Source organism: Thermococcus profundus (genome assembly GCF_002214585.1).
GTDB classification, from domain to species: domain Archaea; phylum Methanobacteriota_B; class Thermococci; order Thermococcales; family Thermococcaceae; genus Thermococcus; species Thermococcus profundus.
In genome coordinates this window covers 1563916-1590744 of sequence record NZ_CP014862.1, presented here as the reverse complement: position 1 = coordinate 1590744, position 26829 = coordinate 1563916, and the positions used below count along the sequence as shown (strand labels likewise).

Below are 26829 nucleotides of genomic sequence, written 5' to 3'. Positions count from 1 at the left end.
ATGGTGCTGGAAGAGGTGCTGTACAGCATAGGCGAGGGAGCCGAAAGGCTGGTTGTTGGGACTGGAAAGGCACTTTGGAACATGTTATTTCCAAAACCTTCCGAAGAACCACCCAGTTTTAAAGTCTTAAGGAAGCTGGTTAAGAGAGACGTAACGCTGCACGAGCTTCTCAGTCTAAAGCTTCAGCTGATTCTTATAACTTACCTAGTTCTCTCCCTTCTTGTCACACTCTTTCTGAGGGAATTGGTTTACCTCATTGCTCTCTTTGTTGTGGAATTCCTCTACATAAGGTACACAATAAAGAGAAACTGGGGCTTTTTTATCGATCCGGAGCCGTATCGCTTTTTCTACTGCGGGATCTCCGTGGTGGCCTTTCTGTCGTTCATGGGGTACATAATCCTGAGAGAATTTGCGCTGAACTTCTACTACTATTACGTATACCTGGTTGCTGTCCTTGCAGGCGTACTGCTCTTTCGGTGGTACTTCAGACGCCTCTATGGAAGGGACTACACCTACGGCGTCGTTGTGGAAGTTAAAAACGATGTCATTAGAGTCTTCGTCCACGATGACCTAGCCGCCAACATCAAACCCGGCCATTACTGGGTTCCTGCTGTTCCGGACGCCGAGCCGGGCAGGGTCGTGAAGCTCTTGATAGAGGACAGAGTTCTTCGCGGCGCAGTTCCAACCCGCGTTCTGGAGGTGTATCTGGGTGATCAGTCCTCCCAAATCTCAACGGAGCCAAATGTGCAGGCTGAATGAAGTATCAGCAGGTAGATTGAATGGAAGGGCTCGATTTTGTTGGTTTTGGCGAAGCTTTCTCCCCGTTTTTCTATCTCGAGGGGTTCAACGAACCGGCAGTTAGGGAAGATAATCATGCTGTTCTCCGATGTTTCCAAGTTGTAATGAAGTCCTTTGCAGATTCTCTCAATGAACTCTCTGAATGTCTCCCACCGTTCAATGGAGGTTTTATAATATATCGTGTGGCCCAAAATATCACCAAATAAAGTAAAAACAAAACTTTAAAAAGTTTTTGGATGTAAAGGGGTTACATTTTAAGTGGGTGCATCCCCAGACTACCCGGAGCGATGATGAGTGAACCCCTCTGAGAAAATGATGAGAGATGGACCAGCTGACTAGAGCTCCCCGCACAGCTCCGCGAAGTTGCGGTAGATATCTGCCCCGCGCTCGGTGTGGGCTACCTCCGGGTGGAACTGAACGCCGTAGATTGGCAAGCTCTCGTGCTTCATGGCCTCCACTGGGCAGGTCTCGCTCTTAGCGAGAAGCTTGAAGCCCGGTGGAAGCTCCTTGACTTCGTCCATGTGGCTCTCCCAAACCTTTAGCTTCCTTGGAAGCTCCTTGAAGATATCATCCTCGTCAATGATTTCAATCTCGACGAGGCTGTATTCTGCCTTGTCTCCCCTTCCGACCTTACCGCCGAAGTGCTTCGCTATGAGCTGGTGGCCGAGACATATTCCAAGGATTGGAACGTTGAACTCGTCGTAGTGCTCAAGAATAGCCGAGCAGTTGCCGGTCTTCTCGATGTCCGGCCCGCCGGAGAATATTATTCCCTTCGGATTCATCGCCCTGATCTCATCAAGCGGCGTCGTGTTCGGGACTATCTTCGCCTCGACGCCGAGGTAGCGGAGGGTTCTCCAAATCCTGTGGACGTACTGGCCCCCGTTGTCCATTATGACGATCATCCATCCACCCCCACGAGTTTGAAAAACTCATCTGCTTCTTCAATCAGGTAAAAGGACTTCAAACCAACGGATTTGGCTATATCTGCCATTTTCCTATCGTTGGTCAGCAAAGCAGCGTTTAGGAGTTTGGCCGTGGCTACGAAGTAGAGATCGGAAACGTGATGCTTCAACTCAAAGGCCAGCTCAATGACATCTTGCATAATAAGCTCCTCCGGAACCCATGTTATAACTTCATCGTAGCCGGACAGTGCCCCAATTACTTCGTTCTTCTCAAAATATCTTGAAAGTACAGCCACAAACTCGGCCCTTCCTATCCGGGGGGCGAAGCCTTCAATTTGCCCTGACTGAATCATCTCAATGATTCTTTCCGTGATCTGCGTTCTCTCAGGGTAAAAACTGGAGAAGAGATGAAACACCACTGAGGTATCAATAACGGCCCGCATAGTCCCTCTCCTCACGGAGCTTGAGCAGGTAGTCTGTAGGATCCATATCCACAGTTTCTGGGGTTATCTTTTTCCTCAGTTCTCTGGCTAATCCTATGATGGATTCCCTTCTGACCTTAAGCAGTACCCGCTCTCCCTCCTTCAGCTTCAGGGGCTTAAGTGGCTTCAGCACGCCGTTCTCATAGACCGCTTCAACGACCTCAACGTTCTCACCCATACTCCCACCACTCTAACTTTGCCGTCAAAGTAGATAAGGCTTTCACTCGAACTCTATCGTGGCTGGAGGCTTGTTCGTTATATCGTAGAGCACCCTACCAACTTCGGGAATCTCGCTCGTTATCCTGAAGGCTATCCTCTGGAGAACCTCGAAGGGAACGTTCATCGCGTTTGCCGTCATTCCGTCGAGGCTTTCCACAACGCGAACCGCTACCGTCTCCTTGTAGGCCCTTATGTCTCCCTGAACGCCGACCGTCTTAACTCCGAGCAGAACCGCGAAGGCCTGCCAGGGCTTAAGTCCGGCCTTCTCGATCTCCTCCTCAACTATCGCGTTTGCCTCCCTGACGATGGCGACCTTCTCAGGCGTGACTTCTCCGAGAACCCTAACGGCCAGCCCCGGCCCCGGGAATGGCATTCTGCTGTATATCTTCTCCGGAAGACCAAGTTCCTTTGCCAGTTCCCTGACTTCGTCCTTGTAGAGGTCTCTTAGCGGTTCGATCAGCTTGAGGTTGAGCCTTTCAGGAAGGCCGCCAACGTTGTGGTGGCTCTTTATCTTACCCTTGCTCTCTATCCAGTCTGGGGCAATGGTCCCCTGGATGAGGAAGTCCGCGTTTATCTCCTTTGCAACCTCCTCGAAGACCTCTATGAAGACCCTGCCTATGACCTTCCTCTTCTCCTCGGGGTCGGTTATGCCTTTAAGCTCCTTGAAAAAGCGCTCGCTCGCATCAACGTAGCGGAGGTTCAGCCCGAACTCGTCGCGGAAGGTCTTGACTACGAACTCAGGTTCATTCTTGCGCATGAAGCCTGTGTTCACGAAGACCGCGTGTAATCTGTCCCCTATCGCCTTGTGGGCCAGAATCGCAGCGGTTGAGCTGTCAACACCACCGGAGAGCGCTATGATTGCCTTCCCATCTCCAACTGTCTCCCTAATCTCTTTTACCTTCTCCTCGATGAAGTTATCCCACATGAGCACACCACCTTTCGCCATTAACTTGTTGATTTTGACTTAAAAATTTGTTGTTTTTGACTTAAAAATGTAAAAACAATGTCATTTCCCAGTCGGGTAGTTGGGGGCTTCGTTCGTTATCAGTATGTCGTGCGGGTGGCTCTCGATGTAGCCGGCGTGTGTTATGATAACGAACTCCCCCTTCTCCTTGAGATCCCCGATACTCCTCGCTCCCACGTAGCCCATTCCCGAGCGAAGACCGCCTATGAGCTGGTAGAGAACGTCCCCTACGGCTCCCTTATGCGGGACTACCCCCTCTACTCCCTCGGGAACAAACTTTCTGGTCTTCATGTGTCCCTTCTGGTAGTATCTCTCTGCCCCACCCTTCATCATGGCCCCCAGGGAGCCCATCCCGCGGTACTGCTTGTACCTCCTGCCGTTTATAACGACCTCCTTACCGGGAGCCTCTTTGGTTCCCGCCAGCAGGGAACCGAGCATAACAGAGTCGGCTCCAGCGGCTATGGCCTTAACTATATCCCCAGAATAGCGTATCCCGCCGTCGGCTATCACGTGGATGCCGTATTCCTGGGCTTTATCCGCAACCAACGCTATGGCCGTAACCTGCGGAACCCCCACGCCTGCAACGACGCGCGTGGTGCAGATGCTCCCCGGGCCTATCCCGACCTTGACTGCATCGGCAAACGTGAGATCGTCAATGGCCTTTGGATTGGCGATGTTGCCCACTATGAGGTCAGCGTCAACTGCTCCCCTTATCTCCTTCATCGCCTTTATCGCCTTGAGGTTGTGAGCGTGAGCGGTATCAACGACTATAACATCTGCTCCGGCCCTGTCAAGGGCCTTTGCCCTCTCAAGGTCGAACGGACCGACTGCGGCGGCAACGAGAAGGTCGCCGTTCTCATCGCGAACCGCTTTCTTGTACTTCCTCCTCTTAGCCAGGTCGCTCATAGTTATCAGACCGATTAGCCTTCCCTGTTCATCCACCACTGGGAGCCTGTCTATCCTGTGGTCGAACATAATCTGGACTGCCTCTTCTGCCGTTACCGTCTCGGGGACGGTGATGACCTCGCCGGTCATGACCTCTCTGACATTCGTTCCCCTCTTTGCCGCTATGTCCTTCTTGGTTATCACTCCAATGACTCTTCCCGTATCGTCAACGACTGGGAGACCGTCAACACCGTTGCGCTCCATGAGAAACAGCGCGTAGTCGAGGCTTTCCTCGGGCCCTATGCTTATCACATCCTCCACTATGAAGCGCTCTGCTCGCTTCACCTTTTTTACCTGCTCTACCTGTTCCTCGATGCTCATGTTTCTGTGTATTACACCGAGGCCGCCTTCCCTGGCCATCGCAACGGCCATCTCCCACTCTGTAACCGTATCCATGGCCGCGCTGAGAATAGGGATGTTCAGCTTCACGCTGGGCGTTATCCTAGTAGAAACGTCCACATCCTTCGGCTCGACCTCAGTCGCCTGCGGCACAAGGAGAACGTCGTCGAAGGTGTATCCCTTAATTGCGTTGACAAGTTTTTGTTTAAACTTACCCATATTTTCCGGACCTCCTCACCCTTTTTGACTTGAGAATGATTAGGGCTTTTAAGGCTTGCGGAAAAAGGGTTAAATATCCCTTGGCGGTACTTTGAGTGGTGGTACTGTGGATCCCTACCTGATCGCCGCCGCCTTCAGTGCAGGTGTTAAACTGGCCGCCGGCGGGATGATGCTGTTTTTCTCGGAGAGGCAGCATAGAAAGACTGCCCTTTACTGGGGCCTGGCGTGGCTCATATACGCGTATGCCATAATCGGGGATGTAGCTGGTAATTACATACTTGGGGCGGTATCGGTTGCCCTCTTCGCTTCTCTGCTTTTCTACGGCACCACTAAGCTGACGGGAGCAGAATCCTCAATGAGGGGCCTCTCGGATCTGATATCCTTTCTCCCCCTGTTGCTGGTGGTCTACGCTGTATCCGTGATATCCTCCCATCCAGAAGACTACGGGGTGTCGATGCTGGGAATGGCATACGGAATCTCAGGCTTTTTCCTGGTTCTCTCAGGCATTCTTCTGGTTGGCATGAAGGATCTGTACGGTTCAAAATCCCGGAACCTGGGGATTACCCTTGGGATATACGGCTTGCATCAGGCCGATTACCCCTTCCTCCGCCCCGTTGGTTGGTTCGTTCCGGTGGGTTTCTCTGTGGACCTTCTACTGACTCTGATCTCCGTGATCTTCATGGTTGAGTTCGTAACGGTTTTTCCGGTGGAGATCTCGTCTGAGCCCGTGAAAAAGGACATTCAGGAGGGGGTTTTTATAGTATCCCCTTCCGAGGCCATGGGGTTTCTGAGGCAGTTTCATGATTATCCAGTTCTGGCCTTTGTTAGGACGCTCCAAACCCCACGGGCCTGGAGAACGTTCCGTATCACAAACGTCGACGGCATGTGGACGGTGCCGCCAACTAACCTGCCCAAGATGCTCGAGACATCAGTTGGCTACATGAGCTCCCTAAAAGCGAAGGATCCAAACTCCAAGCCGGTTATCCTGCTTGAGGGCCTTGAGTACCTCCGACTGTACACGGATTTTAAAGGGCTGGCCCGCTTCCTATCCTCTCTGAAGGACTACGTAACTGTAAACAATGGCACCCTTGTAGTGGTTCTCGACAGAAACGCGTGGGAAGAAAGGGAGCTGAAGACCCTGGAAAGACTCCTCAAGTGAGAATTTCCCCTAGCCTGTTTTCTTCAAGGGCCTCCTTTAGCTCCATCGCTATCCTCCTGCCGGTGCTGACTGGAAAATCATATCGGAGCCAGGTGTAAGGGGAGCCGTGGACAAAGGGGTTCGTCCCGGCCACAATCCTCGCCGATATCTCGAAGACCACGAACTCCATCTCCGGCGTGAAAACTCCTTCAAGGCAGAACGGACCCCAAAGACCCCCCATGAGCTTTTCGGCGGTCTTCACTACCCTTTCTCCTGCCTCAATGACGTCCATAAGGAGGCTCTCCCTCAGGACGAGCGGGATGTTGCCGACGACGGTGTATTCCGTGCTTATCTCCAGCTCAACCTGCTCCCTTGCCGGAATCCTTCCTATCGCGTCCGCGTTGGACTCGTAGCGTCTGTCAATGCTCATTAGTTCGAGCTCCCCATTGAGCTTTGAGTAGAAGTAGTGGGGGTAAACTGGAACTCCTATGACGTACTCCTGTATCTGGATGTTTTTCAGATCTTCCTTGTTCCAAACTCCGAGCCTTTCAGCTTTCCTCCAGAAGTCCTCGGGAGAGCTTGCCAGGAAATAGCCCCTTCCACCGCCAGCGCCGAAGGGCTTGACGATCACCGGCCCGTCTATATCGTCCGGATCCTCGTAAACCCTCGGGAGTCTCAGTCCAGCTTTCTCCAGCCACTTTCTTTCGAGGGAGCGGTCGCTCTCCCACCTAAGCACGACTTTGTTGCCGTAGTAGGGAACCCTCATCCCCTCAACCAGCTCAACGCCGAGGTGGGCCACGAAGGAGCCGGTGGGAATGATGACTGCCCCAAGCCCGAGCAGTTCTTCCTCTGGGTATTCCCCCTCTATGAAGTGATCCGCCACCGGGAAGTACTTCGTGTAGAGCGGCCTGACTCTGGAAGGGCCAAAGGCTACCGTCTTGAACCCTTCCTCCTTGGCTCCCTTCAAGATCTGAAGGGCTGAATGGGAAGCGTAGGTCGCTATCTTCATTCCTCCTCACCCAGGAGCTTTGGTAGGGACTCGTGAACCTCCTTAAGCTTGGAAACTGGCTTCCTCAGGAGTTCTTCTTTGCCCCAGAGGAAGACGGCCTCGCTTCCCCCAGCCCTGCCGATGACTGTGAAGTGCCTGAAGATTGCCTTAAGCTTCTCAAGGCTTTCCTCTGGGAAGGCAACGATGTAGCGGCCGTGGCTCTCGCTGAAGGCAACCTCAATGGGGTTCGAGGTTTCAGCGGGAACCTTCGAGAGGTCGGCGGTGAAGCCGACTCTGCTAGCAACGGCCATCTCAGCCAGAGCTACTGCTATTCCTCCCTTGCTGACGTCGTGGACGGCCCTCACGAGGCCCCTCTTGATCGCCTCAAGGATCCCCTCGGCGTTCGTCTTCTCCTCTTCGAGGTTTACTCTGGGAGCGATTCCCCCGGTTATGCTGAGCCTCGCGTAGAGCTCAGAGCCGCCGAGCTCCTTGCTAGTGATTCCAACGATCCCTATGAGAAGTCCATCTTCGAGGCCGAAGCCCGGTATCTTCTCAAGCTCCACCTTTCCAAGGCCGGCAACGACGGGAGTCGGCTTTATCGGTCTGTCAACGACTTCGTTGTAGAAGCTGACGTTTCCGCTCACGTACGCTAAGCCAAAGGCTCTGGCGGCATCGGCCAGCCCTCTAACCGTCTCGGCAAAGCTCCAGTATACTTCCGGCCTCTCCGGAGAGGCGAAGTTGAGGTTGTCAACGAGCGCTAAAGGCTCAGCACCCACGCTCACGAGGTTCCTAACGACCTCTGCAACGGCTCCCATAGCCCCGTGGTACGGGTTCAGGTGGCTGTGGTTGGGGTTTCCATCTGCGACGAACGCTAATCCGTAGCGCTCGTTTATTCTGAGCACGGCCGCGTCGAAGCCCGGCTTCACGACGGTCCTTCCCTGAACCTCGTGATCATACTGCTCCCATACCCAGCGCTTACTAAGGATGTTCGGACTGCTCCAGACGAGATCAAAGGCCTCAGAGAAGCTTACATCTGGAGTTTCGACGTCCTTCTCAAGGCTGTATGGCTTCATCTCCCACTCTATTGTCGGGACGTCCGTGAGGAGTTCTATTGGAAGGTCCGCGACTTTTTCGCCGTTCCAGTAGACGACGTAGCGCGGTTCCTCGATGGTTTCTCCGATGACTGTCCATTCAAGGCCGTACTTATCGAAAATCCTCCCAATCTCTTCAACGTTCTCGGGTTTTACAGCAAGGAGCATCCTCTCCTGGCTCTCGGATATCATGACCTCCGCCGGCGTCATGTTCGGCTCCCTAAGCGGGACGCGGTCGGCGTAGATGATTGCGCCAAAGCCCTTCTTCCCCGCCATCTCCGAGGAGGCGCAGGTTAAACCCCCTCCCCCGAGGTCTTTGAGCGCTCTAACCTTCCCTGTGTAGACTGCCTCAAGCGTGGCTTCAATTAGGAGCTTTTCCGTGAAGGGGTCAGGAATCTGCACCGCGGAGCGGTCTTCCTCTTCAGCGTTCTCGCTCAGCTCCTCGCTCGCGAAGGTTACGCCATGAATTCCGTCCCTTCCGGTTCTGTTGCCAACGAGGACGAGCTTTAGTCCCGCTTCCCCAACGTAGCTGTGGACGAGGTGCTCCGGTCTCATTGTCCCGATGCATGCAACGTTAACGAGCGTGTAGTTATCGAGGCTCCCGTCGAACTCGGTTTCACCGCCGACTGTTGGAACGCCTATCCTGTTGCCGTAGTCCGCTATTCCCTTCACGACTCCATGGAGGAGGTAGCGGTTCCTCTCCTTCTCAAGCGGCCCGAAGCGTATCGGATCAAGCAAAGCTATCGGCCTTGCACCCATGCACAGAATATCCCTAACGATTCCGCCGACACCCGTGGCGGCACCGCCATAGGGTTCAACAGCCGAGGGGTGGTTGTGGCTCTCTATCCCGACGACTATCCAGGTCTCGTCATCGAACTTCACTATTCCGGCATCCTCTCCCGGGCCCAGAACAACGTGCTCGTTCTCCGTTGGCAGGAGCTTAAGAAGGGGCCTGCTCGATTTATATGAGGCGTGCTCGCTCCACATGACCTCGAGCATGGCCTTCTCCACTTCGTTCGGCTTCCTTCCGAGCCTTTCGCGGGTGAGCTTCTCCTCATGCGGGAACATCGTGACACCTCCTTGATTATCAGAAAAATGTAAAAATTTGGAGTTTTTAAGGTTTATTTTAACAAAAAAATGTAGAATCAAATCCTGAACAGCATCTCTGGGATGTCTTTAACCCTCTCGTCCGTGTAGTTTATGAAGGCCTTGAGGAGCCGGTAGATCTTGAAAAGCCTCGCCTCCTCGTCGGTTCTTGGCCTTTCGCCCCTGTCCGCACGCGAAAAGGCGTCGAGGACATCGAAGCGCTTAGCTAAAAGTCTCGGAGTCTCCTCCTCCATCAGCCAGTTTATGAAGTAGTAGACGTTGAGGGCCCTTTCCCTTTCGGTGGGATAGAGCTCCTGGACAAGCGAAAACGCCTCCACAATGACGTTCTCCATCTCCTTCGGCGAGAGTTTTTCCAAGGCCCGTAGGTACCCCTCTTTCAGCTCCCTCACTGTCTCGTCCTCGCGGTAGCTTGATTTCCACAGTTCAACGCCCCTCAGCACCCTCCTCGGGTTCCTGACGTAAACAGCACCTTCATTTCCGTCAACGATTACTTCATCTCCTTCCCTTATCGCCTCAACGTCAACCCCGACCACGCAGGGAATCCCGAGCTCCCTCGCTATTATCGCTGGGTGGGAGAGGATGCTGTCCACTTTCGTCACTATTCCGGCGGCTTTCGCGAAGAGGTTGTAGTGCTCGACGTGGAGGACGTAGGTGACAAGAACTTCACTTTCCTTGAACACCCTCTCAGCCTCTTCTGGAGGCTGGTCGTCGAGCACAAACCGTGCCCTGCCCCTCGCCACTCCTGGGTTCGCGGGGATGCCCTTCAAAGCGTGCCAGTTCTCGGTTTTGAAGTCTTCTACTTCTCTGGTTTGGTTCAAAACCGTTATGTCCCTTGACTGGAGTATCCAGAGCGTTCCATCGTAGGCCCACTCTATATCCTGTGGCCTTCCAAAGAGGGACTCAACCTCAAGGCCCACTGTGAGTAACTCCCTCATGAGCTCATTCTCAACTTTGTCGGGATTTCTCGGCAGTAAGACACGCTCACCGCTTTTTCTTCCACCTACAAGTTCCTCACCGCTTCCTCTTACGAACTCGACTAAGGCTTTTTCCAGTTCAGATGGCGAGCGGGTGAAGAGCACTCCCGCGAACTTGGGCGTTATCTCCTTCTGGACTATCGCCGCCATCCTCGGCTCTTCTTTTAAGCCCATTCGCTCCATGTAGGTCCTGACCCTCTCAGAACCAGTACTCTCAAAAACTCTCTCTATCCCCCTGATTAGGTCATCGAAGGATTTTATCCCCGTAACGCTCTCGAAAACCCCTGCAAAGCTTGCCTTAGAGCCGTCTTCGGCCGTTGCGGAACTGCGCACGACGACTGGGAACTCTCCTTCGAGGAGGTAGGGGGAGTTGAAGTACTCCCCCACCTCTTCCACAACTTCATGAGGGAGCTTTCCTTCCTCCTTCCAGAGATCGTAGGCCCTTGTTGTTACTACGAAGCCGATAGGAACGTTGAAGTACCTTGTGAGGATCGAAAGACGGTGAGCCTTGTTCCCTATCTCCTCGACACTTCCTCCCGCGGAAAGCGAGCGGACGAACATTTATAATCCCCTTTAGTGAAGAGAACACTACACTAAAAAGGTTTTGGATAAAGAGGGTAAAGAAAAGATGAGAGGTTACCTCCTCGCCCACTCCACCATGCTCCTGAACAGCCTCAGTCCGTCCTCGCTTCCTAGAAAGCGGTCGCTCGCCCTCTCCGGGTGGGGCATCGTCCCTAGTACGTTGCCCTTCTCGTTGGCCACCGCCGCTATGTTGAGGAGCGAGCCGTTGGGGTTTGCCTCTTCCGTGATGTTCCCCTTCTCATCGCTGTACTGGAAAACGACTCTGACCTTCGATGGCTCGTCAACGTAGTAGTTGCCCTCGGCGTGGGCTATCGGCATCCTTATGGTCTCTCCGGGCTCGTAGAGCTGGGTGAAAGGAGTCTCGGTATCGGCGACCTTGAGATGAACCCACCTGCATATAAACCTCGGAACCTTGTTGGGCCTCAGTGCGCCGGGAAGAAGACCTGATTCAGTCAGAATCTGGAAGCCGTTGCATATCCCCAGAACCGGCCTCCCGTCGCGCGCGAACTCCTTAACCTCCTCCATTATTTCCTGCCTTGCCGCTATCGCTCCTGCTCTTAGGTAGTCGGCGTAGCTGAAGCCCCCCGGAAGAACGACGCCGTCAAAGTCCTTCAGCGAGGTCTTGTACCACACTCTCTCCGCTTCCGCTCCAGCCTTCCTTATCGCCCTCTCCGTCTCGAAGTCGCAGTTAGTTCCGGGAAAGACGACGACGGCAAACTTCACCATCTCAGCTCACCGGTTCCACGCTGTACTCCCACTCGTGGATGAGCGGATTGGCGAGGAGCTTCCTGCACATCTCCTCTGCCTCTTCCTCTGGCTTTTCGCTCTCGAGCTCGAACTCGAAGTACTTGGGAACGCGCAGATTCTCGACGTTGAAACCGAGGTTTCTAAGCGCTTTCTGGATGACCCTTCCCTCGGGGTCGTTGAGGCCTTCCTTAAGCCGCACGATGACCTTAACCTTCCACCTCATCTTTATCACCTTATCAGAAAAATGTAAAAAGTTTGGTTTTTTAAGGTTTGTTTTAACTAAAAAATGTCAATAAATGCGGAACGGGTTCAACTTGGAAGAATTCTGAAAAAGAGAAGGGAATTGGATCAGGCCCCGAGCTCTTCAACTGGGAGCCTCATCCTTGCGGACGCTAGGAGGGCCAGGATTCCCAGGATGGGCATGGCCAGGTAGATGAGCATTCCCGTGGTGACTCCATGAACGAGCATGAACATGACGTTTGGAGCCACCGCGTTGGCGCTGTTGGAGATGAGACCGAGCGCAAAGCTGGCCTCGGGGTAGATCTCCTTGGGATAAGTCGCTGGAGCCGTTGTCCAGAACGCCGGACCGGTGCCCTGCACTATACCAGTTATTGCAAAGCCCACCAGTGCCAGGGTGTAGTCGTTGGCCGCTATTGCCTTCCAGATAACGAAGAGGCCGAGGAAGGTCACGATGTATGAAATTGTCATGACGCTCACGATGGCCTTAAAGAGACCCCTGTTGCTTGGGTTGCTCACTGAGAGACGGTAGCCTAGGTAGCCCATTATTATCGACCAGAGGCCGAGGGAAACTTCGAGCGCTATCACCAGGTTCGAGACCTGGGGATCAGTAAAGCTGGTGTTGTGGATCGTGAACGAGCCGAGGGTGAAGATTATCCAGAGGGCCGGGAAAAACGTGAAGCCGAAAACCCAGGTGAAGGGCATCTTCCAGACGTTTGAACCCTTTGAAGAGTGCTTTGTCTTGGGTATCTCAAAATCATCGACGAGGATCCACCAGAGGGCCAGGGCCGCGTACATCACGAGGGCCGAGATGAGGAAGACCTCCTTCACTGCACCCCACTCCGCAGACTTTCCTCCAGCCCACTTGACGAGGAGTATCCCGTAGAGGCCCCCCCAGAAGATTCCGGAGAGAACGACACCCTTGGCAAAGGGCCTTTCGGCGACGAACATCCTGGCTATGTGGGTGCTGAAAACCGCTATAAGGGCCACTATGAATCCCTGGAAGAACCTGAGGATCACAACCATCCACCAGTTCCCGACGAAGGGGATTATAAACTGGGGTATCGCGGCAAAGCTCATTATTAAAGCGACGCTCCTTTTGAAAGACCCCTTGAACAGGCTCGTTCCGCCTAGGAGGAACGCGACGAATAGACCGACGACGTAGGCCGTCTGCTGATAGCTCATGGCCGTTTCTGCTATACCGTAGTGATTCAGGGCGGCATCTTTGAACTTCTCGAGCATGTGCATGGTTCCAAAGCCCGCCGCGACGAGTAGCATATCAAGGAACACGAACTTCCAGCGATTTCCTTCTCCCATGTTGGCACCTCCAGTTGAGAGTGATCGTTTCGGCGGTTATAGCTCACGGAAGGTCTTAAAAAAGTTCCCCGAAGGAAGTGCGGTTCTTCTGAAGAAATCCAAAAGCAAGTGCGGAGAATCGAGAGAAATTGAGAATATTTGCTGGATGCCTCGGTGCATTTCAAAAGGTAAGAATAAGAAATCAGGTTACGACCTTCTCAAGCTCATCCAGCTCCACCGCCCTCTTTATCTCAAGCGCCACCCTCCTTCCGGTGCTCATCGGTTTCCTCCAAAGGGCGTTGCCGTATGGATGACCCATCGCCATGTGGATGTTGGTTCCTCCACCGGTTCTTGGGGCAACGTCGTAGATGTAGAAGTTCAGGTCTTTGTCCACCGCGGTTTGAAGGGTGAACGGTCCTATTATTCCGGGATGATAGTACTTCTGGGTCGCCTCAACATACTTCTCAGCCATGTCGAAGACTTTCTCCAAAAGCGACTCGCGGAGCGTTGAGGAAGCGTGTCCCGTAACGGTGTACTCCGGCTCGAACTGGTGCTCGGGAAGGGTGAGCTGCTGGCTCGCCGGAAGCCTCACGTGGCCGTCCAAGCTGGTCTCGAAGCGCCAGTCTATCCCTAAGAGTTCAATTTCCCCGTCGAGCGGTGAGTAGAAAAAGTCAAAATTGAAGACCGGTCCGATTATGTAGCGCTCTATCCGGGCCTTTGCGAGATCCTCCTCGGTGATGACGCCGAGCTTGATGAGCTTCTCCGCCTTCTCCTGGAACTCTTTATAACTAGCGGCCGTGAAGAAGCCCCTCTCGAGCCTCTTCTTGGCGTGCGGGAGTTTGACTATGACCAAACCGACGTCATCAATCTCCTCGGGTTTGACCTCCTCGGGATAGGGGAGGCCGGCCTTGTCCAGGAGCCAGTAGTAGCTCTTCTCCTCGCTCCTCTCCTCGCTCCTGAGAAGGTTCCTGCTCCCGAAGAGGGGAACCTTAAACTCGTTCTCCACTCTGTCAATGCCCGTGTAGACCACGAACGACCTGTTCGGAACGAAGATCACGTTCCTCTTAATCAACTCTTCCTGAACATCTACGATGTGGGCAAACTTCTCCAGGATCATGACCTCGTCAATAAAGCCCTTCGTGAGGCCGTCCCGCGTCTTTCTGGCTTTGAAGTACTCGGCGTACGTTCTGTGCCTCCCCCTCTGGGCAACGACCAGAACCGGCAGGCCCTCCTCCTTGGCACCGTCCGCTATGTCAAGGGCAGAATGGCTCCCGATTACTCCAACGGTTATCCTTTCCGGATCGTACTTCTCAAGGATTCCCAAAATCTCGTCCCTGTTTATCATAACAACCACCTCAGCATGAGTTTGGCTCAAGCTCCTTTCCGAACTCCCGCATGATGCGGATCCTCTTCTCGACGCTCTCCTTCGTTCCAATGTCAGCCCTGTAGAAGACCTCCCCCTTCACGCCCTTTATCCCAGTGGAGGAAATCCTCTCAGCCTCTTCCAGCGAATCAGCAATCCCCACAACTGCCAGTGCCCTCGAGCCGAGCATCGTGAGGTTCTCGTCTATGGAGGCGTAGTAGAGCCTTGCACCGGCTTCCCTAATTCCTTCCTCATCAACCTCGACCTTCACCCCCCTGAGGGGGTTCGTCGGATAACCTTTGGGCGCGAGGTACTTCACGACGGTCGCCTTGCTCTCAAACTCCGCCTTTCTGAGGTTCCCGTCAGCTATCCCCTCCGCAACATCTGTCAGCGGCGTCTTCAAAAGAGGCAGGACGTTCATGGCCTCGGGATCGCCGAAGCGGGCGTTGTACTCGATTATAACCGGTCCGTCCTTTGAGAGCATGAACTGGCCGTAGAGGATGCCTTTGTAGGGCGTCCCCTCCTTCCTCATAGCCTTGACAGTTGCTTTGAGCGTCTCAAGGGCCTTCTCATAGTCTTCCTTCGTAACGAACGGCAAAAGATGATTGGGGCAGGAGTAGCTCCCCATGCCACCGGTTATCGGTCCTCTATCGTCCTCGTAGGCGTGTGGGTAGTCCTGGGCGAGGGGCATCGGGATGACCTTCTTTCCATCCGTGAAGACCTGGAAGGTAAACTCCACGCCGTCGGTGCGCTCCTCGACGAGGACCTTTCCGTCCCTCCTTATCAGCTCCTCCGCGTAGGCCTTGGCTTCCTCGTTGTTCCCCAGCTGGTAGCCAACTACCTTGACACCTTTTCCACCGGTCAGGCCGAGGGGCTTGACGACGACGGGTTTTCCAAAGTCGTCTATCCACGAGCGCATCTCGGCCGGGTCGTCAAAAACGCGGAATGTCTTCCTCCCCGGGATTTTATGGCGTTCCATGAAGGCCCTCGCGAAGGCCTTGTCGGTCTCCAATCTGGCCGCTTCTTTTGAAGGGCCAACCGCTGGAATCCCGTTCTCCTCGAGGACGTTCACCACTCCTTTCTCCAGAGGTGCCTCAGGGCCGATAAAGGCTATATCCACGCCCCATTTGAGGGCGAAGTCAAGAACCTTTCCAACATCCGTTTCTTTCGCCAGCTCGTAGTCCTTGGAAAGCCTCGCGAGACCGGGGTTCTTGTGTTTGCTGACGAGGTAGAGCTCTGAACCGCTCCTTACGAGGGCCTCTCCAATCGCGTGCTCCCTTCCACCACCACCGACGAGAAGGATCTTCATGAGTTTCACCACTTATTTGTTAAAATATGAAGTTTTTAAGCTTTATTTTTACTGACATATGGCAAAAACTGTTTAATATGGGTTAGCTCTACAGTATCAAAAGAGGGATGATCATGGAACTTTCTAAGTTCATTGATGCTGTTCCGGAAAATGGCACGCTTACGATCATTGCAAGGGGCCCTGATTCCAACGGCGACGTCTTTGGGATAATGCTCCTCAAGGAGCTCCTAAAAAGGGGAGAGCCGATCTTTGTGATTCTGTACGAGCCGTTGCTTGTCTTCAGATCGAACCTTGAGAGGGAGGGGATTTCCTTAGAGGAAGCCCTCAGTGAGAGGTTTATGGTGTTTGATGTCTTTGGGAGCTTTAAGGGTATAGAACGTGACCTTCCGTACGTTTATCAGCTAAAGGGGTATCTCGATGACGGTGTCTTTGTGACCAAATATCGGGAGTTTATAAAATCCCTGGCGGAGAGGTTTGCGGGAGAGCGGCTGTGGATCTTTACGTACCTCAGCTCCGGGGCTTGCAAGCTGTTTAAGAACCCCAAGAAGACGTATCAGCTGGGCTGGGGCGCTGAGATCGAGGTGATGGGTAGTATCCCTGATGTTCGTGCAATTTTGGTTTACGACAGCACCGATTGTCCGGAGATTGAGGGTTTCCTCTACACGTTCTCCGATGTTGTGATCGAGGTGCTCAGAGAAGGTCTTGGGAGAAGGGCTTATATAACGAAGGGACCTGAATCCAGGGTTTTTGATCCATTTGCGGGTGGTGAAGATGGTTGAACTCGGGATAAAAGCCCTGGATAGGACTCTTGGAGGGATTAAGGAGCACTCGTATATACTGCTTCATGAGGAGGATCCCCGCTCTCTCGGCCGCGAGCTGGTCTTTGAGTTCATGAGACGCAAGCTTGATGAAGACAACCTCATAGGATTCTTCAATATCAGCCACCCCCTTTCAATTCTCATTGACATGCTGGAAAGGAGGGGCATAAGGGTTAGAGCATACCTAGACTCCCTCAACCTAGCGATAGTGGATACTTTTGGAAGCTTTTACGGCCCGAGGCTGGAGAGGCGCGGTATCTGGTACCTCTCCGGTTCGCTCTCTTACGAGCTTTTGTCCAGGAAATACGCCGAAGCCGTCAGGGCGCACAAGGAACTCTGGAAGAACGAAAACATGTTCGAGGGAAGGGAACTGTGGGGAGTCGCCATGGATGTTTCAGAGTATTCGAGCATCTTTGGAGAGACCAACGCGCTGAGCTACTTCGAGGTCTCGGCCGAGATCAGGAGGCGGCACAGGGCATACAGGGAGTATCCCACGGGCACTAACATATGGGTCTTTTCAGGAAAGCAGGATCGTGTGTTCTCGTCCCTTTACAGGCGGGTTGATTACGTCATGAGAACTAGAAGTGAGCTCACCGAGGACGGGGTGAAGCGCTATCTGCACGTACTCAAGGCCCCGGGAGTGTCGGAGATTATAACCTTCGAGTACGCTTTCACAGGGAAAGGCATTGAGCTGGAGAGAATCGATTAACAAGAAAATGTTTATTCTTCTCAAAAATTTTTTAAATTTTGGCTGTTTTAATGTCAATGGTGATCCCATGAAGGTTCTGGTGGTGATGGGTAGTAGGAGCGACTCCCATATAGCGGAGAAGGTCACAGCGGTTCTCGATGAGTTTGAAGTTCCCTACGACGTCGAGGTTGCATCCGCACACAGAAATCCAAAGAAAGTCGAAGAGCTTGCAGAGAAAGACTACGACGTTTTCATTGCCATAGCGGGCTTAAGCGCCGCCCTTCCTGGGGTTATAGCGGCCCACACTACCAAACCGGTCATAGGAGTCCCAGTTTCGGCCAAGCTCGGGGGTCTTGACGCCCTTCTCAGCATTGCCCAGCTTCCCCCCGGTGTTCCGGTCGCGACCGTCGGCATAGACAACGGGAAGAACGCGGCTTTGCTTGCCGTTGAGATCCTGGCACTGAAGGACGAGGGGCTGAGGAAGAAGCTTGAGGAATACCGCGAGAGGATGAGGGGCTGAGCCCCGGCTCTTCTCGATATCCTTATATACACCGACCTCCCAGAGGGGATTATCAAGGGTGATAGTATGGAAGAGGCATCTTTTAAGTGCGAACGCTGTGGGGCCCCGCTGGAGATTTCTCCCGAGACAATAGTGGCGGTCTGTCCGTACTGCGGTTTTCCAAACCACATAAGCGGCAACCTCAAGACTGAGAACATATACATCGTTCCCTCTCTGGATAAGAACGCAATAGCCGGGGCCTTTTGGAAGAGGGTAGAAAGGGACTTCGACCTCAAGCGCATAAAGGACGAGATAGACATCGTTGGGATAGAGGGCCACTACGCCCCCTACTGGAGCGGGACGGTTCACGTCTACGGAACCGTCCGCTACATGAAGAGGGAGGAGGAGTGCCACACTGACTCAAAGGGAAACACCCATTGTCATACGGTTGAGAGGCACTACACCGAACGGGTGGACGAGAACATGAGGCTCCTGGGGTCTGCCAGGAGGCAGGTTAAAAGCTTCGGCGTTGACGACATTATAACGCACTTCTCCAAGACGTGGCCAAAGGGTAAAAGGCTCCTCGGCCTTGGGGAGGACGAGTGGGGCAGGATAAAGCTTGAGATCCTCAACACGGAGATGGACGAGAGGCATGCCCGGTTGATAATGCGTGAGGACTCGATAGACATAGTGAGGAACCGCTTCCTAGCGAAGTCGGACAGGATAGAGCGCTTTGATATCCATGCAGAGGAACCTCAGGATGTTAGGCTTCTCCTACTCCCGATGTGGACGGTCTACTACCGCTACGGCAATTCCATATTCCAGGCCGTTTTCGCGGGCTGGGACGGCAAAGATGTCGCGGCAACGGAGCCCATGAACGTCTTCAGACAGGCAGAGTATCTAACTGGCTCAGGGGCGGGGATACTCATCGCCTCCTTCGGCGCGGCGGCATTTGGGGCGTCGCCGGTTTTTGCGGTCATCGCCCTGGTCGGTGGAGCGGCTTTGAGCTGGTTCGCCGGAAGCAAGGTTCTCGAAGGCCAGCGCGTTGAGCGCGAGAGGAAGGGGATACTGGGGTGATACCATGGAGGTAACGTGTCCAACCTGCTCCGCGACCTTCAAGGTTCCCGATACTGTAAGCGTAGTCACATGTCCCTACTGCGGGACGACGTTCCATGTCCACACGGGAAAAGAGGCTGAAGTCGAGCACTTCTTCTTCCCGCCAATGAGGGAAGACCCGGCTGGAAAGCTCCTCAAGTTCCTCTCAAGGCAGTACGGTGCCCCCGCCGATCTGACTGGGGCGAGGGTGGTGAAGAAGGAACTCCACTGGATTCCGGTTTACTTCTTCTACCTCCATGGAAAGAGCAGGCTCAAAGAGACCGTCGAGGAAGTTGAGTTCCTGGGGATCCCTGCTGGATCGCCGTTCAAGACCCTCCTGATGGAGTACCCATTCCCTATGAGGGGGAAAAGGTTCTTCGACGAAAACATTGTAAAGAAGGGAAAGTACTACGAGCCTGAGCTGAAGAAGGAAGAGGCCGAGGAGATAGCCCGCTCCAGACTCCAGAGTGCGCTGAAAAAGGAGGCGAGCGAGGAAAGCAGCAGAACTGGAGAGCTTGAGCTGAACGTCAAGTTCCAGGGGCTCGTGCACTACCCAGTCTGGGAGGTCCACTACGAATACGGCGGAAACGGCTTCGTGAACTTTGTGGATGGAACCGATGGAAGGGTCATACGCGGGGAGTACCCCCTCATGAGTGAGGCCAGGAAGAAGGCTACCCTTCTGGGATCCGCGCTTATAGGGGTTGGAATCCTTCTGGGCGCGATAGCCTCCGGAGTTATGAGTAACATCTGGGGCCTCGTTGGCGGCCTTGCCTCGGGAATAGCGGGAGGAGGGGCCATATTCTCCAAAGGCTCCGTGAGCAAGAGGGTCGTCAGCGAGGTTGTGAAGACCAACCGCGGCAACGTTTATTTCAGGTCACTGTGAGGTGGTATTATGGGAAAGGAAACTTCGGTATGGGAAAAGCTTGAGCTCCTTATTCCGGGCTTCCACGGCTACAAGAAGAAGGAGCTGTTGAGGGAAGACGACAGGCTCGTCAGAGCCAAGGTCGCTGAGATGCTCGCCGGAGCCAGGAGGGAGCTTGAAAGGGCCCTCCAGAGATGCGCCATGGTGAACTGTTCCCAGCTAACTTCTATAGACAGCCTGAGGAAGAGGCTCGTCATGCTGGAAGGGAAGGTCAAGCACGCCGAGGCAGGCTACGCCGGCTACTTCGACAGAGTGAAGGTGAAGGAGAAGGAGATAGAGAAGCTCATCGAGCACGATACTAAGATGATCGAGCTGGCGGAGGGCATCAAAGAGCTGGCCGGTTCAATAAGTAGTGCTGTGGCGGATCCGGCCAGGCTAGGCGCGGCAGTCCTTGAGCTGGACGACAGGCTGGTTCAGTTTGAGGGGACTTTTGATGAAAGGGCCGCGATACTGAGGGGTGAGTGATATGGTTCAAGTTATAGAGTGGGTCAACCCAGGGGAGGACGAGATAATCTGGCGCTACCCCAACGAGGTAATAAAGTGGGGTGCCCAGCTGATAGTCCACGAGTACGAGGTAGCCGTCTTCATGCGCGACGGGAAGGTTTACGATGTCTTCGGGCCGGGAAGGCATACGCTGACGACTCAAAATCTTCCCCTCCTCTACAAGCTCGTGGGTGGGGGAAACAGCCCCTTCAAGGCGACCGTGATTTTCGTCAGCATGAAGGAGTTCCAGGGAAGGTACGGCGGTGAGAGCCAGACGAGAGAGCTCGCTCCCATAAAGTACTACGGCGTCTACTGGTTTAAAGTAGCTGATCCAGTTCAGTTCCTCACCGAAGTGGTTGGCGGTCAGAGCCTTTACGATACCGCCGATGTTACAAAGTTCATCCGCGCTTATTTCAACGAGGGTATGATGAAGCACCTCTCAGCTTACTCGATAGTTGACCTCTTCCAGAACCTCGACATGGTGAGCACGCAGGTAAAAGTAAAGCTCATGGAAGACTTCAGGAGGCTGGGTCTCGAGCTGGTTGACGTCAAGATTGAGGGCGTGAACACGACAGATGAGTGGAGGCAGAGGCTCTTCTGGATAATGCAAACGGGCAACGCTCAAACCGTCATGCAGATGGACACTGCCAAGCAGGTGGCAGCTGAGTTGGGGAAGAGCGGGAGCGCCTCCGTCGGCACAGGAATGGTCCTCATTCCGCAGCTGATGCAGCCGCAGGCCCCGGCCCAGCCGGCTCAACCCTACGCTGGTGGAGGGGTTCCTCCGGCTGGCTACGGTGGGGCTCAGCAGGCCACACCACAGGCTCAGCAGCAAACACAGGAAATCTGTCCCTACTGCGGCAAACCGCTTCCACCGGGAGCCAAGTTCTGTCCCTACTGCGGGCACGAGATAAAGCGCTGTCCCAACGGCCACATAGTTCCGGAGGGGGCCAAGTTCTGCCCGATTTGCGGTGCGAAGATAGAATGAGATTCTTTTATCTTTATCTTCCTCTCATTTTAGGATGAGGAAAAGGTCAACCTAGAAAAAATCAAAGGTAAAGAAGCGGTCAGGCGCACCTCTCCCTGTAGTCTGAGCCTATCTCCTCCTTCTTTTCGACCGGCTCCTTGACGATTATCCTCGCGTCTACCACTACTGCCCCTTCGCCCTCGTTGTAGACGAAGACCGGGTTGAGGTCCATCTCCTTTATGTAGTCCCTGAGGTCGTCAACGAGCTCGCTGACCTTCAGGAGAAGCTGGACGATTGCCTCTATGTCAGCCGGCTCCTCACCGCGCGCTCCAGCCAGAATCGGATAGCTCTTGATCTCGGTTATCATTTTTCTCGCGTCGCGCTCGGTTATCGGGATTATGCGGAAGGTAACGTCCTTGAGAACCTCGACGAAGATTCCTCCAAGGCCGAACATTAGAGCGTGGCCGAACTGCGGGTCCTCGGTGACGCCTATGATTACTTCCCTGCCGACCTTGAGCATCGGGGCTATCAAAACTCCAAGTATCTCGGCATCCGGACGGTATTTGCGCGCGTTCTCGTGGATGACCTCCCACTTTTCCTTGAGCTCCTCCGGGGTCTTTATGTTGAGGAGAACTACCTTGGCGTCGCTCTTGTGAAGAATCTGGGGCGACATGAGCTTCATGGCAACGGGATAGCCTATCTCCTCCGCATAGCGGAGTGCCTCATCGAGGGTCTTAGCCAGCTTTTCCTCCGGGACGGGGAGACCGTAGGCCTTTAGAACCTGCTTGGCCTCGTACTCCACGAGGGCGGTTCTTCCGGATGCCAAAACCTCCTTAATAACTTTGAGGGCTTCCTCCTTCATGGTACCACCACCAAAAATTTGGGGGTCAGGCCCCCCTTCTCAAGTATTCAGCGTACTTAACGAGACCTGCCATGGCGCGGACACCGCGCTCCGGGGTCGGGTAAACTGGAACTCCTTTCTCTTCGAGCATCCTCGCATAGTAGTCGGTCTTCTTGCCGCCCATTGCAACTGCAACTATCGGCTTGTCGCTCTTCTTCTGGTATTCCGCCAGAATGTCGATTATCTTCTCCTCCTCGAGGAGCGGGACCTGGAAGAGGACGATGACGACTATCGCGTCAACGTTCGGGTCGTTCACGAAGCCCTCTATTGCTATCCTGTAGCGCTCCGCGTCCGTGTCTCCAACGACGTCGGTGGGGTTGCCCGGAACGGCGTGCGGCGGGAAGTTTTCCCTCAGGAACTTTATCGTCTCCTCGCTGAGGTCGGCCATTTTGAGGCCGAACTTGGCAACGGCGTCGCTGGCCATAACGCCCGCTCCACCGCCGTCGGTGATTATGCCTATCCTGTCGCCCTTCGGGAGCTTATCCTTGAGGGCTGCAAAGGCTTTAGCCAGGTCGAACATGTGCTCGAAGTCCTCGGCGCGAATTACGCCGGTCTGCTTGAAGACCGCGTCGTAGATCGTGTCCGCCCCAGCGAGCGAGCCGGTATGTGAAGAGGCGGCCTTCGCTCCGTATTCCGTCCTTCCGCTCTTCAGGGCGATTACCGGCTTGACCTTGGTTATTCTCTTAGCGGCCTCAATGAACTTCCTTCCGTCTTTAACGCCCTCGATGTAGAATGTAACGACGTTTATCTCATCGTCGTGGATGAAGTAGTCCATTAGGTCTGCATCGTCAACATCAAGCTTGTTGCCGTAGCTGACCATCTTGCCTATTCCTATCCCGGCCATGGCCGCCCAGTCGAGCATTGCAGCCGCGAAGGCACCGCTCTGGCTGACGAAGGCTATCGGGCCGCTCTTGGGCCTGTCCATCTTGCTCTCGGGCAGGAAGACCGTGTCAACGCCTGTGTCTGGAACGTAAACTCCGACACAGTTGGGACCGATGACCCTTATGCCGTTGGCCTTCGCTATCTCGTATATTTCGCGTTCGAGCTTCTTCCCCTCCTCTCCGAGCTCTCCGAAGCCGCCCGTGATGATTACAACAGCTTTAATGCCCTTCTCTGCGATGTCCCTCATCGTGGCCGGAACGAATTTGGCCGGAATCGATATAACAGCGAGATCGGTATCATCTGGGAGCTCCTTAACGGTCTTGTAGACCTTGTAGCCGTCGATTTCGTCGAGCTTGGGGTTCACGGGGTATATTTCCCCCTTGAAGATTCCGCGCTCCTTGTTCATCTTGAAGTTCTCAAAAATGACGTTTCCGACCTTTCCCTTCTTGTTGGTTGCGCCGATGATAGCGACCGCCTTCGGGTCGAAGAAGGGCTTCATTTCCTCCACTATTCTTTCCGCCATTGGTCTCCCTCCATCAGAAACTGCTTTTCGAGAAAACTTCAATCCGAATGTATAAAAGAGTTGCGTTTTGTAAAAATCGCACTCCAGTGAACTGAAGAGTCCATCAATGCAGATCTCTTAAAAATTTGATGCTTCTCCGGGCTGATTCCAGATCGCTTACCTCGAGGGCCCATGTAACGTCGGGCAGCTTTGGAAGGACTCGTTTCCATGGAACAGTCCCATCACCGAGGGAAAGGTGCTCGTCCCTCTCCCCGGAGTTGTCGTGGAGGTGGACGTGGACGATCCTGTGTCCAAAGAGCTCCATAAAGCGGTCGAAGTTTCTGGTGGTCGTGTTGAGGTGCCCGACGTCAAAGGTTATGCCTATCTCAACACCTTCGATTATCTCCATCAGTCTGTCGCAGTTCTGAGCATCGAGAATAGGGAAGCGCGGCATGTTCTCGACGCCAACTTTAACGCCGTACTCCTCGCTCCAGTGGGAAATCCTTCTGAGGGCCTCACGGTGGATTTCAAGGTATTTTCCTCGGTTCTTCACGCTGATTGGGGAACAGTGCCCGGGATGCATCGTAACGACGAGCGCTTCCAGCTCCGCGGCCAGTTCTATCGTTTCGCGGATTATCCCCAGAGAGGCCTCCTTTATGCGTTCGTTGAATGAGGCTATGTTCAAATCGCTGAAGGGGGCGTGAACAGTGGCTTTTAGTCCATAAGCGTCGAGAACCTTTCTGAAAAATGGCAGATTATCCCGCGTTAGGTAGTGCGGCCACTCGCTCAGTATCTCGATGAAGTCGAAGCCGAGCTCCTTTGCGTCCTTAACCCAATCTTCAAATCCCTCGAGGGTCTTCCCGTTGTAGGCTGTCATCGAGAGGCCTATCATTCAACCACCCACCATCAGCTTGGCCATGAGGACGACGTAGAGGGTTCCGAATATATCGCTGTTGTTCGAGATGAGAGGTATGGCCACGTGGTCCGGGTCGATGTTCTTCTGGAACAGGAAATAAGAGAGGGTGTATGCGTAGAGCATTATGAAGAGCGCCATGAAGGGGTAGGTTATGAGGATCCAGTAAACGGATCCTGGAATGCTTGTGCCGGTAGTTAGCATCATCAGAGCCCCCCCTATTAGTATCTTAGTGGTGCCTATAACTGGGGCCGTCGTGAAGAGCGCTACTATGTCCGTGAATGCCTTCGGGCAGAGAAAGCTCTCGATTTCACCCAGGTGAAGCTTGGTTGATGTCTTTGCGGCTATTATGGAACCGTAGTTGCCAAAGGAGCTGAGAAGTGAGGGATAAATAAAGCTCAGTATCACCGAGGCCTGGATCTCCCCGCTGAACTTTGCCAGCAGGGAACCTGATATGGTTGAGAGAAGGGCGAGGCCGGTTATCGTTATGAAGACCTGTTTGAGCTCCATAAAATCTGCTTTTCTCACCCTGCTCACCGCGGCCACGATGAGGAAGAGGGCTATCGTGGCGTAGTTGAAGAGCCTGAAGCCCTCCGGGGATCTCTCTATCAGGAGTATGAAGAGAACCAGGGACGGGACCGTTAAGAAGTCGCCCATCGACGCCACCAGCGGTGCAGCGACGCTGTCAGGATCGGTGCCACGCTTAAAAGCGAATATCGTGACGAACGAGGTGAAGTAACCGAGTATAAAGGACACGAGTATGGTTGAGGTAACGACTATCAGAAGGACGTCAAAGGCGTTCTTCTTTATCCCGGTGGCGACACCAATGGCCCAGAGCAGGAATATCGGGATGAGAGAGATAAGCATCCTCAAAACGATTTCCTTGAGAACCTTCTTATCCCTGAGGGAGGGCTCGAGATCACCGAGGTAGAGCATCGTAGAGAAGCGTGAGGCCATCGATCCAAAGACGTTCCCACGGAGTCCCATTATGCCTGGGAGAACCACTAGCAGACCCGGAAACTGCTTTCTGATTAGATCAAAGTACTTGCCCAGAAACGTGCCGCCGAATAGGCCAAACACTTGGGACGTGAACAGGGACGGCAGCGTAACCCTGTATGAATCCTTCGTCTTCTCCTTCAGCTCTGCCAGGATTTCCCGGTCGATCACTGGCATCACTCTCCATTCCCTTCACCCCCGAAACGTACCCCCTTGGGGTATTAAACTTTTCGTGGCGAAAACTAAATAAGACTCGCTCCGTTTCTCCATTCAGGTGAGAGCCGGGTGGAAGAGTGGGACGAAATCGAGGTTCCGAGGAACGTTAAGGAGATCTTCGTCGAGATGAAGAACACGGCGGAGCTTATGGTCGACCTCGCGTACTCCTCCGTCCTCTTCCAGGAGAAGGAAATAGCGGAGGAGGTTCTTGAGCTTGAGGAGTACCTTGATCTTCTCAACTATCACTTAACCGTAAGGGCCGTTCTCGCCGCGAGGAGCCCAAAGGAGGCGGAACAGATAACCGCGATACTCCAGATGGGGAGGGCGATAGACGAGATCTCCAACGCCGCGGCGGATCTGGCGAAGATGGTCCTTGAGGAGAAGCTCCACCCTCTCGTCAGGGAAGTGATCCTTGAGAGCGAGGAGACGATAGGAAAGGTTGAGGTCTCCCCGGAGTCCATTCTCGTTGGAAAGACCCTGGAGGAACTCGACCTGGCGACGAACACCGGGGTATGGGTCGCCGCCATAAGGCGCGGCAAGCGCTGGATATTCGATCCCGACGAGGACACGAAGGTCATGCCCGGGGATATACTCATCGGCAGGGGAACGAGAACGGCACTCGACTACCTGAAGGAGATAGCCAGGGGAATTCTAAAGGTGATGGGAAATGAGTGAGCTCGACGAAATCCGCTCCTGCCTTATAGAGATGAAGGATCTATCGGCCCTCATGGTTGATTTAGCGTTCTCCTCCGTTCTCTACAACAGCGAGGACATAGCTGAGGAGGTCTACCTCCTTGAGGAGAGGATGGACGACCTCACCCTGAAGGTCAAGAAGCTCGTTCTCCGCGCGGCAAAGCACGAGGAAGATCCCGAAAGCCTGCTGAGCATCATAGATCTCGCAGACATAAACGAGCGCATAAGCGACGCTGCCTACGGGGTATCCGACATAATCCTGCGCGACATAGAGCCCCATCCGATAATCAGGAGTATAATGGAGGACACGGAGGAGGAGCTTGGAAGGGTGACCGTCAGGCCGAGCTCTGTTCTTGTGGGCAAGAGCCTCAAGCAGCTCAAGCTCCCGAGCAAGATAGGAACGAGAATACTGGCCATAAAGCGCGGTTCCCGCTACATCTACAACCCCGGAAAGGACGATGTGATACAGGAGGGCGACGTTCTCATAGCCGTGGGTCCAGACCTCGACAAGCTGAGGAAGCTCGCCGGGGAAGAAGTGGATGAGGATTGAAGCTTTC

At 54.0% G+C, this 26829-nt stretch carries 29 protein-coding genes; 12 read left to right on the top strand and 17 right to left on the bottom strand.

Features of this window, described 5'->3' with window-relative positions; all coding sequences use genetic code 11:
• Together A3L09_RS08605 and A3L09_RS10905 are read left to right on the top strand one after the other, a co-directional pair.
• Positions 1 to 759 carry a DUF2101 family protein gene (locus tag A3L09_RS08605; protein WP_088858562.1) on the top strand — a complete coding sequence of 253 codons (759 nt, stop codon included), beginning with the start codon at positions 1 to 3 and terminating at the stop codon, positions 757 to 759.
• A 20-nt stretch (positions 760 to 779) separates the two neighbouring features.
• Positions 780 to 1004, top strand: a complete 225-nt coding sequence (locus A3L09_RS10905; protein ID WP_157727225.1) for a hypothetical protein — start codon at positions 780 to 782, stop codon at positions 1002 to 1004.
• A gap of 129 nt (positions 1005 to 1133) precedes the next feature.
• Here the strand turns inward: A3L09_RS10905 and A3L09_RS08595 are convergent, their stop codons facing one another.
• The 5 genes from A3L09_RS08595 to guaB form a co-directional block, all read right to left on the bottom strand.
• On the bottom strand, positions 1134 to 1700 hold the full coding sequence (locus tag A3L09_RS08595; protein WP_088858560.1) for a GMP synthase subunit A: 567 nt from the start codon (positions 1698 to 1700) through the stop codon (positions 1134 to 1136).
• On the bottom strand, positions 1697 to 2143 hold the full coding sequence (locus A3L09_RS08590; protein ID WP_088858559.1) for a type II toxin-antitoxin system VapC family toxin: 447 nt from the start codon (positions 2141 to 2143) through the stop codon (positions 1697 to 1699). The genes A3L09_RS08595 and A3L09_RS08590 overlap by 4 nt, the downstream gene beginning before the upstream one ends.
• Positions 2127 to 2360, bottom strand: coding sequence for an antitoxin AF2212-like protein (locus tag A3L09_RS08585; RefSeq protein ID WP_088858558.1), 234 nt, complete (start codon positions 2358 to 2360; stop codon positions 2127 to 2129). The genes A3L09_RS08590 and A3L09_RS08585 overlap by 17 nt, the downstream gene beginning before the upstream one ends.
• Positions 2361 to 2402: 42 nt before the next feature.
• Positions 2403 to 3326, bottom strand: a complete 924-nt coding sequence (gene guaA / locus A3L09_RS08580) for a glutamine-hydrolyzing GMP synthase (protein WP_088858557.1) — start codon at positions 3324 to 3326, stop codon at positions 2403 to 2405.
• A gap of 81 nt (positions 3327 to 3407) precedes the next feature.
• A complete protein-coding gene (guaB, locus tag A3L09_RS08575; RefSeq protein ID WP_088858556.1) occupies positions 3408 to 4868 on the bottom strand; it encodes an IMP dehydrogenase in 1461 nt (486 codons plus the stop codon).
• A 106-nt stretch (positions 4869 to 4974) separates the two neighbouring features.
• On the opposite strand from guaB, the gene A3L09_RS08570 reads away from it, so the two are divergent.
• On the top strand, positions 4975 to 6027 hold the full coding sequence (locus A3L09_RS08570; protein WP_088858555.1) for a DUF835 domain-containing protein: 1053 nt from the start codon (positions 4975 to 4977) through the stop codon (positions 6025 to 6027).
• Here A3L09_RS08570 and A3L09_RS08565 read toward each other — a convergent pair.
• The 8 genes from A3L09_RS08565 to purD form a co-directional block, all read right to left on the bottom strand.
• Positions 6020 to 7015: a formate--phosphoribosylaminoimidazolecarboxamide ligase gene (locus A3L09_RS08565; RefSeq protein ID WP_088858554.1), complete on the bottom strand. Its 996-nt coding sequence runs from the start codon at positions 7013 to 7015 to the stop codon at positions 6020 to 6022. The two genes, A3L09_RS08570 and A3L09_RS08565, sit on opposite strands and share 8 nt — an antisense overlap.
• Positions 7012 to 9153 carry a phosphoribosylformylglycinamidine synthase subunit PurL gene (gene purL / locus A3L09_RS08560; RefSeq protein WP_088858553.1) on the bottom strand — a complete coding sequence of 714 codons (2142 nt, stop codon included), beginning with the start codon at positions 9151 to 9153 and terminating at the stop codon, positions 7012 to 7014. Before purL ends, A3L09_RS08565 begins: the two co-directional genes overlap by 4 nt.
• 77 nt (positions 9154 to 9230) lie before the next feature.
• Complete coding sequence (locus tag A3L09_RS08555) at positions 9231 to 10727, bottom strand: PEP/pyruvate-binding domain-containing protein (protein ID WP_088858552.1); 1497 nt, start codon at positions 10725 to 10727, stop codon at positions 9231 to 9233.
• A gap of 75 nt (positions 10728 to 10802) precedes the next feature.
• Positions 10803 to 11474, bottom strand: coding sequence for a phosphoribosylformylglycinamidine synthase I (purQ, locus tag A3L09_RS08550; RefSeq protein WP_088858551.1), 672 nt, complete (start codon positions 11472 to 11474; stop codon positions 10803 to 10805).
• 1 nt (position 11475) lies between these two features.
• Entirely contained in the window at positions 11476 to 11718 is a 243-nt protein-coding gene (gene purS, locus A3L09_RS08545) for a phosphoribosylformylglycinamidine synthase subunit PurS (RefSeq protein ID WP_088858550.1), read from the bottom strand.
• A 125-nt stretch (positions 11719 to 11843) separates the two neighbouring features.
• The gene (locus A3L09_RS08540) at positions 11844 to 13049 is read right to left on the bottom strand and encodes an MFS transporter (RefSeq protein ID WP_088858549.1); all 1206 of its coding nucleotides are present in this window, start codon (positions 13047 to 13049) and stop codon (positions 11844 to 11846) included.
• A 181-nt stretch (positions 13050 to 13230) separates the two neighbouring features.
• Entirely contained in the window at positions 13231 to 14373 is a 1143-nt protein-coding gene (locus tag A3L09_RS08535; RefSeq protein WP_088858548.1) for a formate--phosphoribosylaminoimidazolecarboxamide ligase family protein, read from the bottom strand.
• 10 nt (positions 14374 to 14383) lie between these two features.
• Positions 14384 to 15700, bottom strand: coding sequence for a phosphoribosylamine--glycine ligase (purD, locus tag A3L09_RS08530; RefSeq protein ID WP_088858547.1), 1317 nt, complete (start codon positions 15698 to 15700; stop codon positions 14384 to 14386).
• A gap of 107 nt (positions 15701 to 15807) precedes the next feature.
• Between purD and A3L09_RS08525 the strand changes: the two genes are divergently transcribed.
• From A3L09_RS08525 to A3L09_RS08495, 7 genes are all read left to right on the top strand, one after another.
• Positions 15808 to 16479 (top strand): hypothetical protein, encoded by a 672-nt coding sequence (locus tag A3L09_RS08525; RefSeq protein ID WP_232473513.1) that lies wholly within the window; start codon positions 15808 to 15810, stop codon positions 16477 to 16479.
• The gene (locus A3L09_RS08520; protein WP_088858545.1) at positions 16472 to 17227 is read left to right on the top strand and encodes a hypothetical protein; all 756 of its coding nucleotides are present in this window, start codon (positions 16472 to 16474) and stop codon (positions 17225 to 17227) included. The genes A3L09_RS08525 and A3L09_RS08520 overlap by 8 nt, the downstream gene beginning before the upstream one ends.
• A gap of 67 nt (positions 17228 to 17294) precedes the next feature.
• Entirely contained in the window at positions 17295 to 17726 is a 432-nt protein-coding gene (gene purE, locus A3L09_RS08515; RefSeq protein WP_088858544.1) for a 5-(carboxyamino)imidazole ribonucleotide mutase, read from the top strand.
• Between the two features lie 66 nt (positions 17727 to 17792).
• Positions 17793 to 18782 (top strand): hypothetical protein, encoded by a 990-nt coding sequence (locus A3L09_RS08510; protein WP_088858543.1) that lies wholly within the window; start codon positions 17793 to 17795, stop codon positions 18780 to 18782.
• A 4-nt stretch (positions 18783 to 18786) separates the two neighbouring features.
• Positions 18787 to 19683 (top strand): zinc ribbon domain-containing protein, encoded by an 897-nt coding sequence (locus A3L09_RS08505; protein WP_088858542.1) that lies wholly within the window; start codon positions 18787 to 18789, stop codon positions 19681 to 19683.
• 9 nt (positions 19684 to 19692) lie between these two features.
• Entirely contained in the window at positions 19693 to 20187 is a 495-nt protein-coding gene (locus A3L09_RS08500; protein WP_088858541.1) for a hypothetical protein, read from the top strand.
• A gap of 1 nt (position 20188) precedes the next feature.
• Positions 20189 to 21190: an SPFH domain-containing protein gene (locus A3L09_RS08495; RefSeq protein WP_088858540.1), complete on the top strand. Its 1002-nt coding sequence runs from the start codon at positions 20189 to 20191 to the stop codon at positions 21188 to 21190.
• Between the two features lie 79 nt (positions 21191 to 21269).
• Here A3L09_RS08495 and A3L09_RS08490 read toward each other — a convergent pair whose 3' ends face one another.
• From A3L09_RS08490 to A3L09_RS08475, 4 genes are all read right to left on the bottom strand, one after another.
• The gene (locus A3L09_RS08490; RefSeq protein ID WP_088858539.1) at positions 21270 to 22031 is read right to left on the bottom strand and encodes an acetate--CoA ligase family protein; all 762 of its coding nucleotides are present in this window, start codon (positions 22029 to 22031) and stop codon (positions 21270 to 21272) included.
• Between the two features lie 25 nt (positions 22032 to 22056).
• Positions 22057 to 23475 (bottom strand): acetate--CoA ligase family protein, encoded by a 1419-nt coding sequence (locus tag A3L09_RS08485; protein WP_088858538.1) that lies wholly within the window; start codon positions 23473 to 23475, stop codon positions 22057 to 22059.
• Between the two features lie 103 nt (positions 23476 to 23578).
• Positions 23579 to 24346 carry a sugar phosphate isomerase/epimerase family protein gene (locus tag A3L09_RS08480; RefSeq protein WP_088858537.1) on the bottom strand — a complete coding sequence of 256 codons (768 nt, stop codon included), beginning with the start codon at positions 24344 to 24346 and terminating at the stop codon, positions 23579 to 23581.
• Positions 24347 to 25540, bottom strand: coding sequence for a magnesium transporter (locus A3L09_RS08475; RefSeq protein ID WP_088858536.1), 1194 nt, complete (start codon positions 25538 to 25540; stop codon positions 24347 to 24349).
• Between the two features lie 108 nt (positions 25541 to 25648).
• On the opposite strand from A3L09_RS08475, the gene A3L09_RS08470 reads away from it, so the two are divergent.
• A complete protein-coding gene (locus A3L09_RS08470; RefSeq protein WP_088858535.1) occupies positions 25649 to 26254 on the top strand; it encodes a potassium channel family protein in 606 nt (201 codons plus the stop codon).
• Positions 26247 to 26822 (top strand): potassium channel family protein, encoded by a 576-nt coding sequence (locus tag A3L09_RS08465; protein ID WP_088858534.1) that lies wholly within the window; start codon positions 26247 to 26249, stop codon positions 26820 to 26822. Before A3L09_RS08470 ends, A3L09_RS08465 begins: the two co-directional genes overlap by 8 nt.
• Positions 26823 to 26829: the final 7 nt, after the last annotated feature.

Bases quoted from the DNA above. Each gene is read 5' to 3' on its own strand.
- A3L09_RS08505 (WP_088858542.1), top strand. From the start codon at position 18,787: ATGGAGGTAACGTGTCCAACCTGCTCCGCGACCTTCAAGGTTCCCGAT.
- A3L09_RS08520 (WP_088858545.1), top strand. From the start codon at position 16,472: ATGGTTGAACTCGGGATAAAAGCCCTGGATAGGACTCTTGGAGGGATT.
- A3L09_RS08485 (WP_088858538.1), bottom strand. From the start codon at position 23,475: ATGGCGGAAAGAATAGTGGAGGAAATGAAGCCCTTCTTCGACCCGAAG.
- A3L09_RS08500 (WP_088858541.1), top strand. From the start codon at position 19,693: ATGGGAAAGGAAACTTCGGTATGGGAAAAGCTTGAGCTCCTTATTCCG.
- A3L09_RS08495 (WP_088858540.1), top strand. From the start codon at position 20,189: ATGGTTCAAGTTATAGAGTGGGTCAACCCAGGGGAGGACGAGATAATC.
- A3L09_RS08595 (WP_088858560.1), bottom strand. From the start codon at position 1,700: ATGATCGTCATAATGGACAACGGGGGCCAGTACGTCCACAGGATTTGG.
- A3L09_RS08605 (WP_088858562.1), top strand. From the start codon at position 1: ATGGTGCTGGAAGAGGTGCTGTACAGCATAGGCGAGGGAGCCGAAAGG.
- A3L09_RS08590 (WP_088858559.1), bottom strand. From the start codon at position 2,143: ATGCGGGCCGTTATTGATACCTCAGTGGTGTTTCATCTCTTCTCCAGT.
- purD (WP_088858547.1), bottom strand. From the start codon at position 15,700: ATGAAGATCCTTCTCGTCGGTGGTGGTGGAAGGGAGCACGCGATTGGA.
- A3L09_RS08540 (WP_088858549.1), bottom strand. From the start codon at position 13,049: ATGGGAGAAGGAAATCGCTGGAAGTTCGTGTTCCTTGATATGCTACTC.
- A3L09_RS08535 (WP_088858548.1), bottom strand. From the start codon at position 14,373: ATGATAAACAGGGACGAGATTTTGGGAATCCTTGAGAAGTACGATCCG.
- A3L09_RS08480 (WP_088858537.1), bottom strand. From the start codon at position 24,346: ATGATAGGCCTCTCGATGACAGCCTACAACGGGAAGACCCTCGAGGGA.
- A3L09_RS08490 (WP_088858539.1), bottom strand. From the start codon at position 22,031: ATGAAGGAGGAAGCCCTCAAAGTTATTAAGGAGGTTTTGGCATCCGGA.
- A3L09_RS10905 (WP_157727225.1), top strand. From the start codon at position 780: ATGGAAGGGCTCGATTTTGTTGGTTTTGGCGAAGCTTTCTCCCCGTTT.
- purQ (WP_088858551.1), bottom strand. From the start codon at position 11,474: ATGGTGAAGTTTGCCGTCGTCGTCTTTCCCGGAACTAACTGCGACTTC.
- guaB (WP_088858556.1), bottom strand. From the start codon at position 4,868: ATGGGTAAGTTTAAACAAAAACTTGTCAACGCAATTAAGGGATACACC.
- purS (WP_088858550.1), bottom strand. From the start codon at position 11,718: ATGAGGTGGAAGGTTAAGGTCATCGTGCGGCTTAAGGAAGGCCTCAAC.
- A3L09_RS08525 (WP_232473513.1), top strand. From the start codon at position 15,808: ATGATCATGGAACTTTCTAAGTTCATTGATGCTGTTCCGGAAAATGGC.
- A3L09_RS08465 (WP_088858534.1), top strand. From the start codon at position 26,247: ATGAGTGAGCTCGACGAAATCCGCTCCTGCCTTATAGAGATGAAGGAT.
- guaA (WP_088858557.1), bottom strand. From the start codon at position 3,326: ATGTGGGATAACTTCATCGAGGAGAAGGTAAAAGAGATTAGGGAGACA.
- A3L09_RS08585 (WP_088858558.1), bottom strand. From the start codon at position 2,360: ATGGGTGAGAACGTTGAGGTCGTTGAAGCGGTCTATGAGAACGGCGTG.
- purL (WP_088858553.1), bottom strand. From the start codon at position 9,153: ATGTTCCCGCATGAGGAGAAGCTCACCCGCGAAAGGCTCGGAAGGAAG.
- A3L09_RS08555 (WP_088858552.1), bottom strand. From the start codon at position 10,727: ATGTTCGTCCGCTCGCTTTCCGCGGGAGGAAGTGTCGAGGAGATAGGG.
- A3L09_RS08510 (WP_088858543.1), top strand. From the start codon at position 17,793: ATGGAAGAGGCATCTTTTAAGTGCGAACGCTGTGGGGCCCCGCTGGAG.
- A3L09_RS08475 (WP_088858536.1), bottom strand. From the start codon at position 25,540: ATGCCAGTGATCGACCGGGAAATCCTGGCAGAGCTGAAGGAGAAGACG.
- A3L09_RS08565 (WP_088858554.1), bottom strand. From the start codon at position 7,015: ATGAAGATAGCGACCTACGCTTCCCATTCAGCCCTTCAGATCTTGAAG.
- purE (WP_088858544.1), top strand. From the start codon at position 17,295: ATGAAGGTTCTGGTGGTGATGGGTAGTAGGAGCGACTCCCATATAGCG.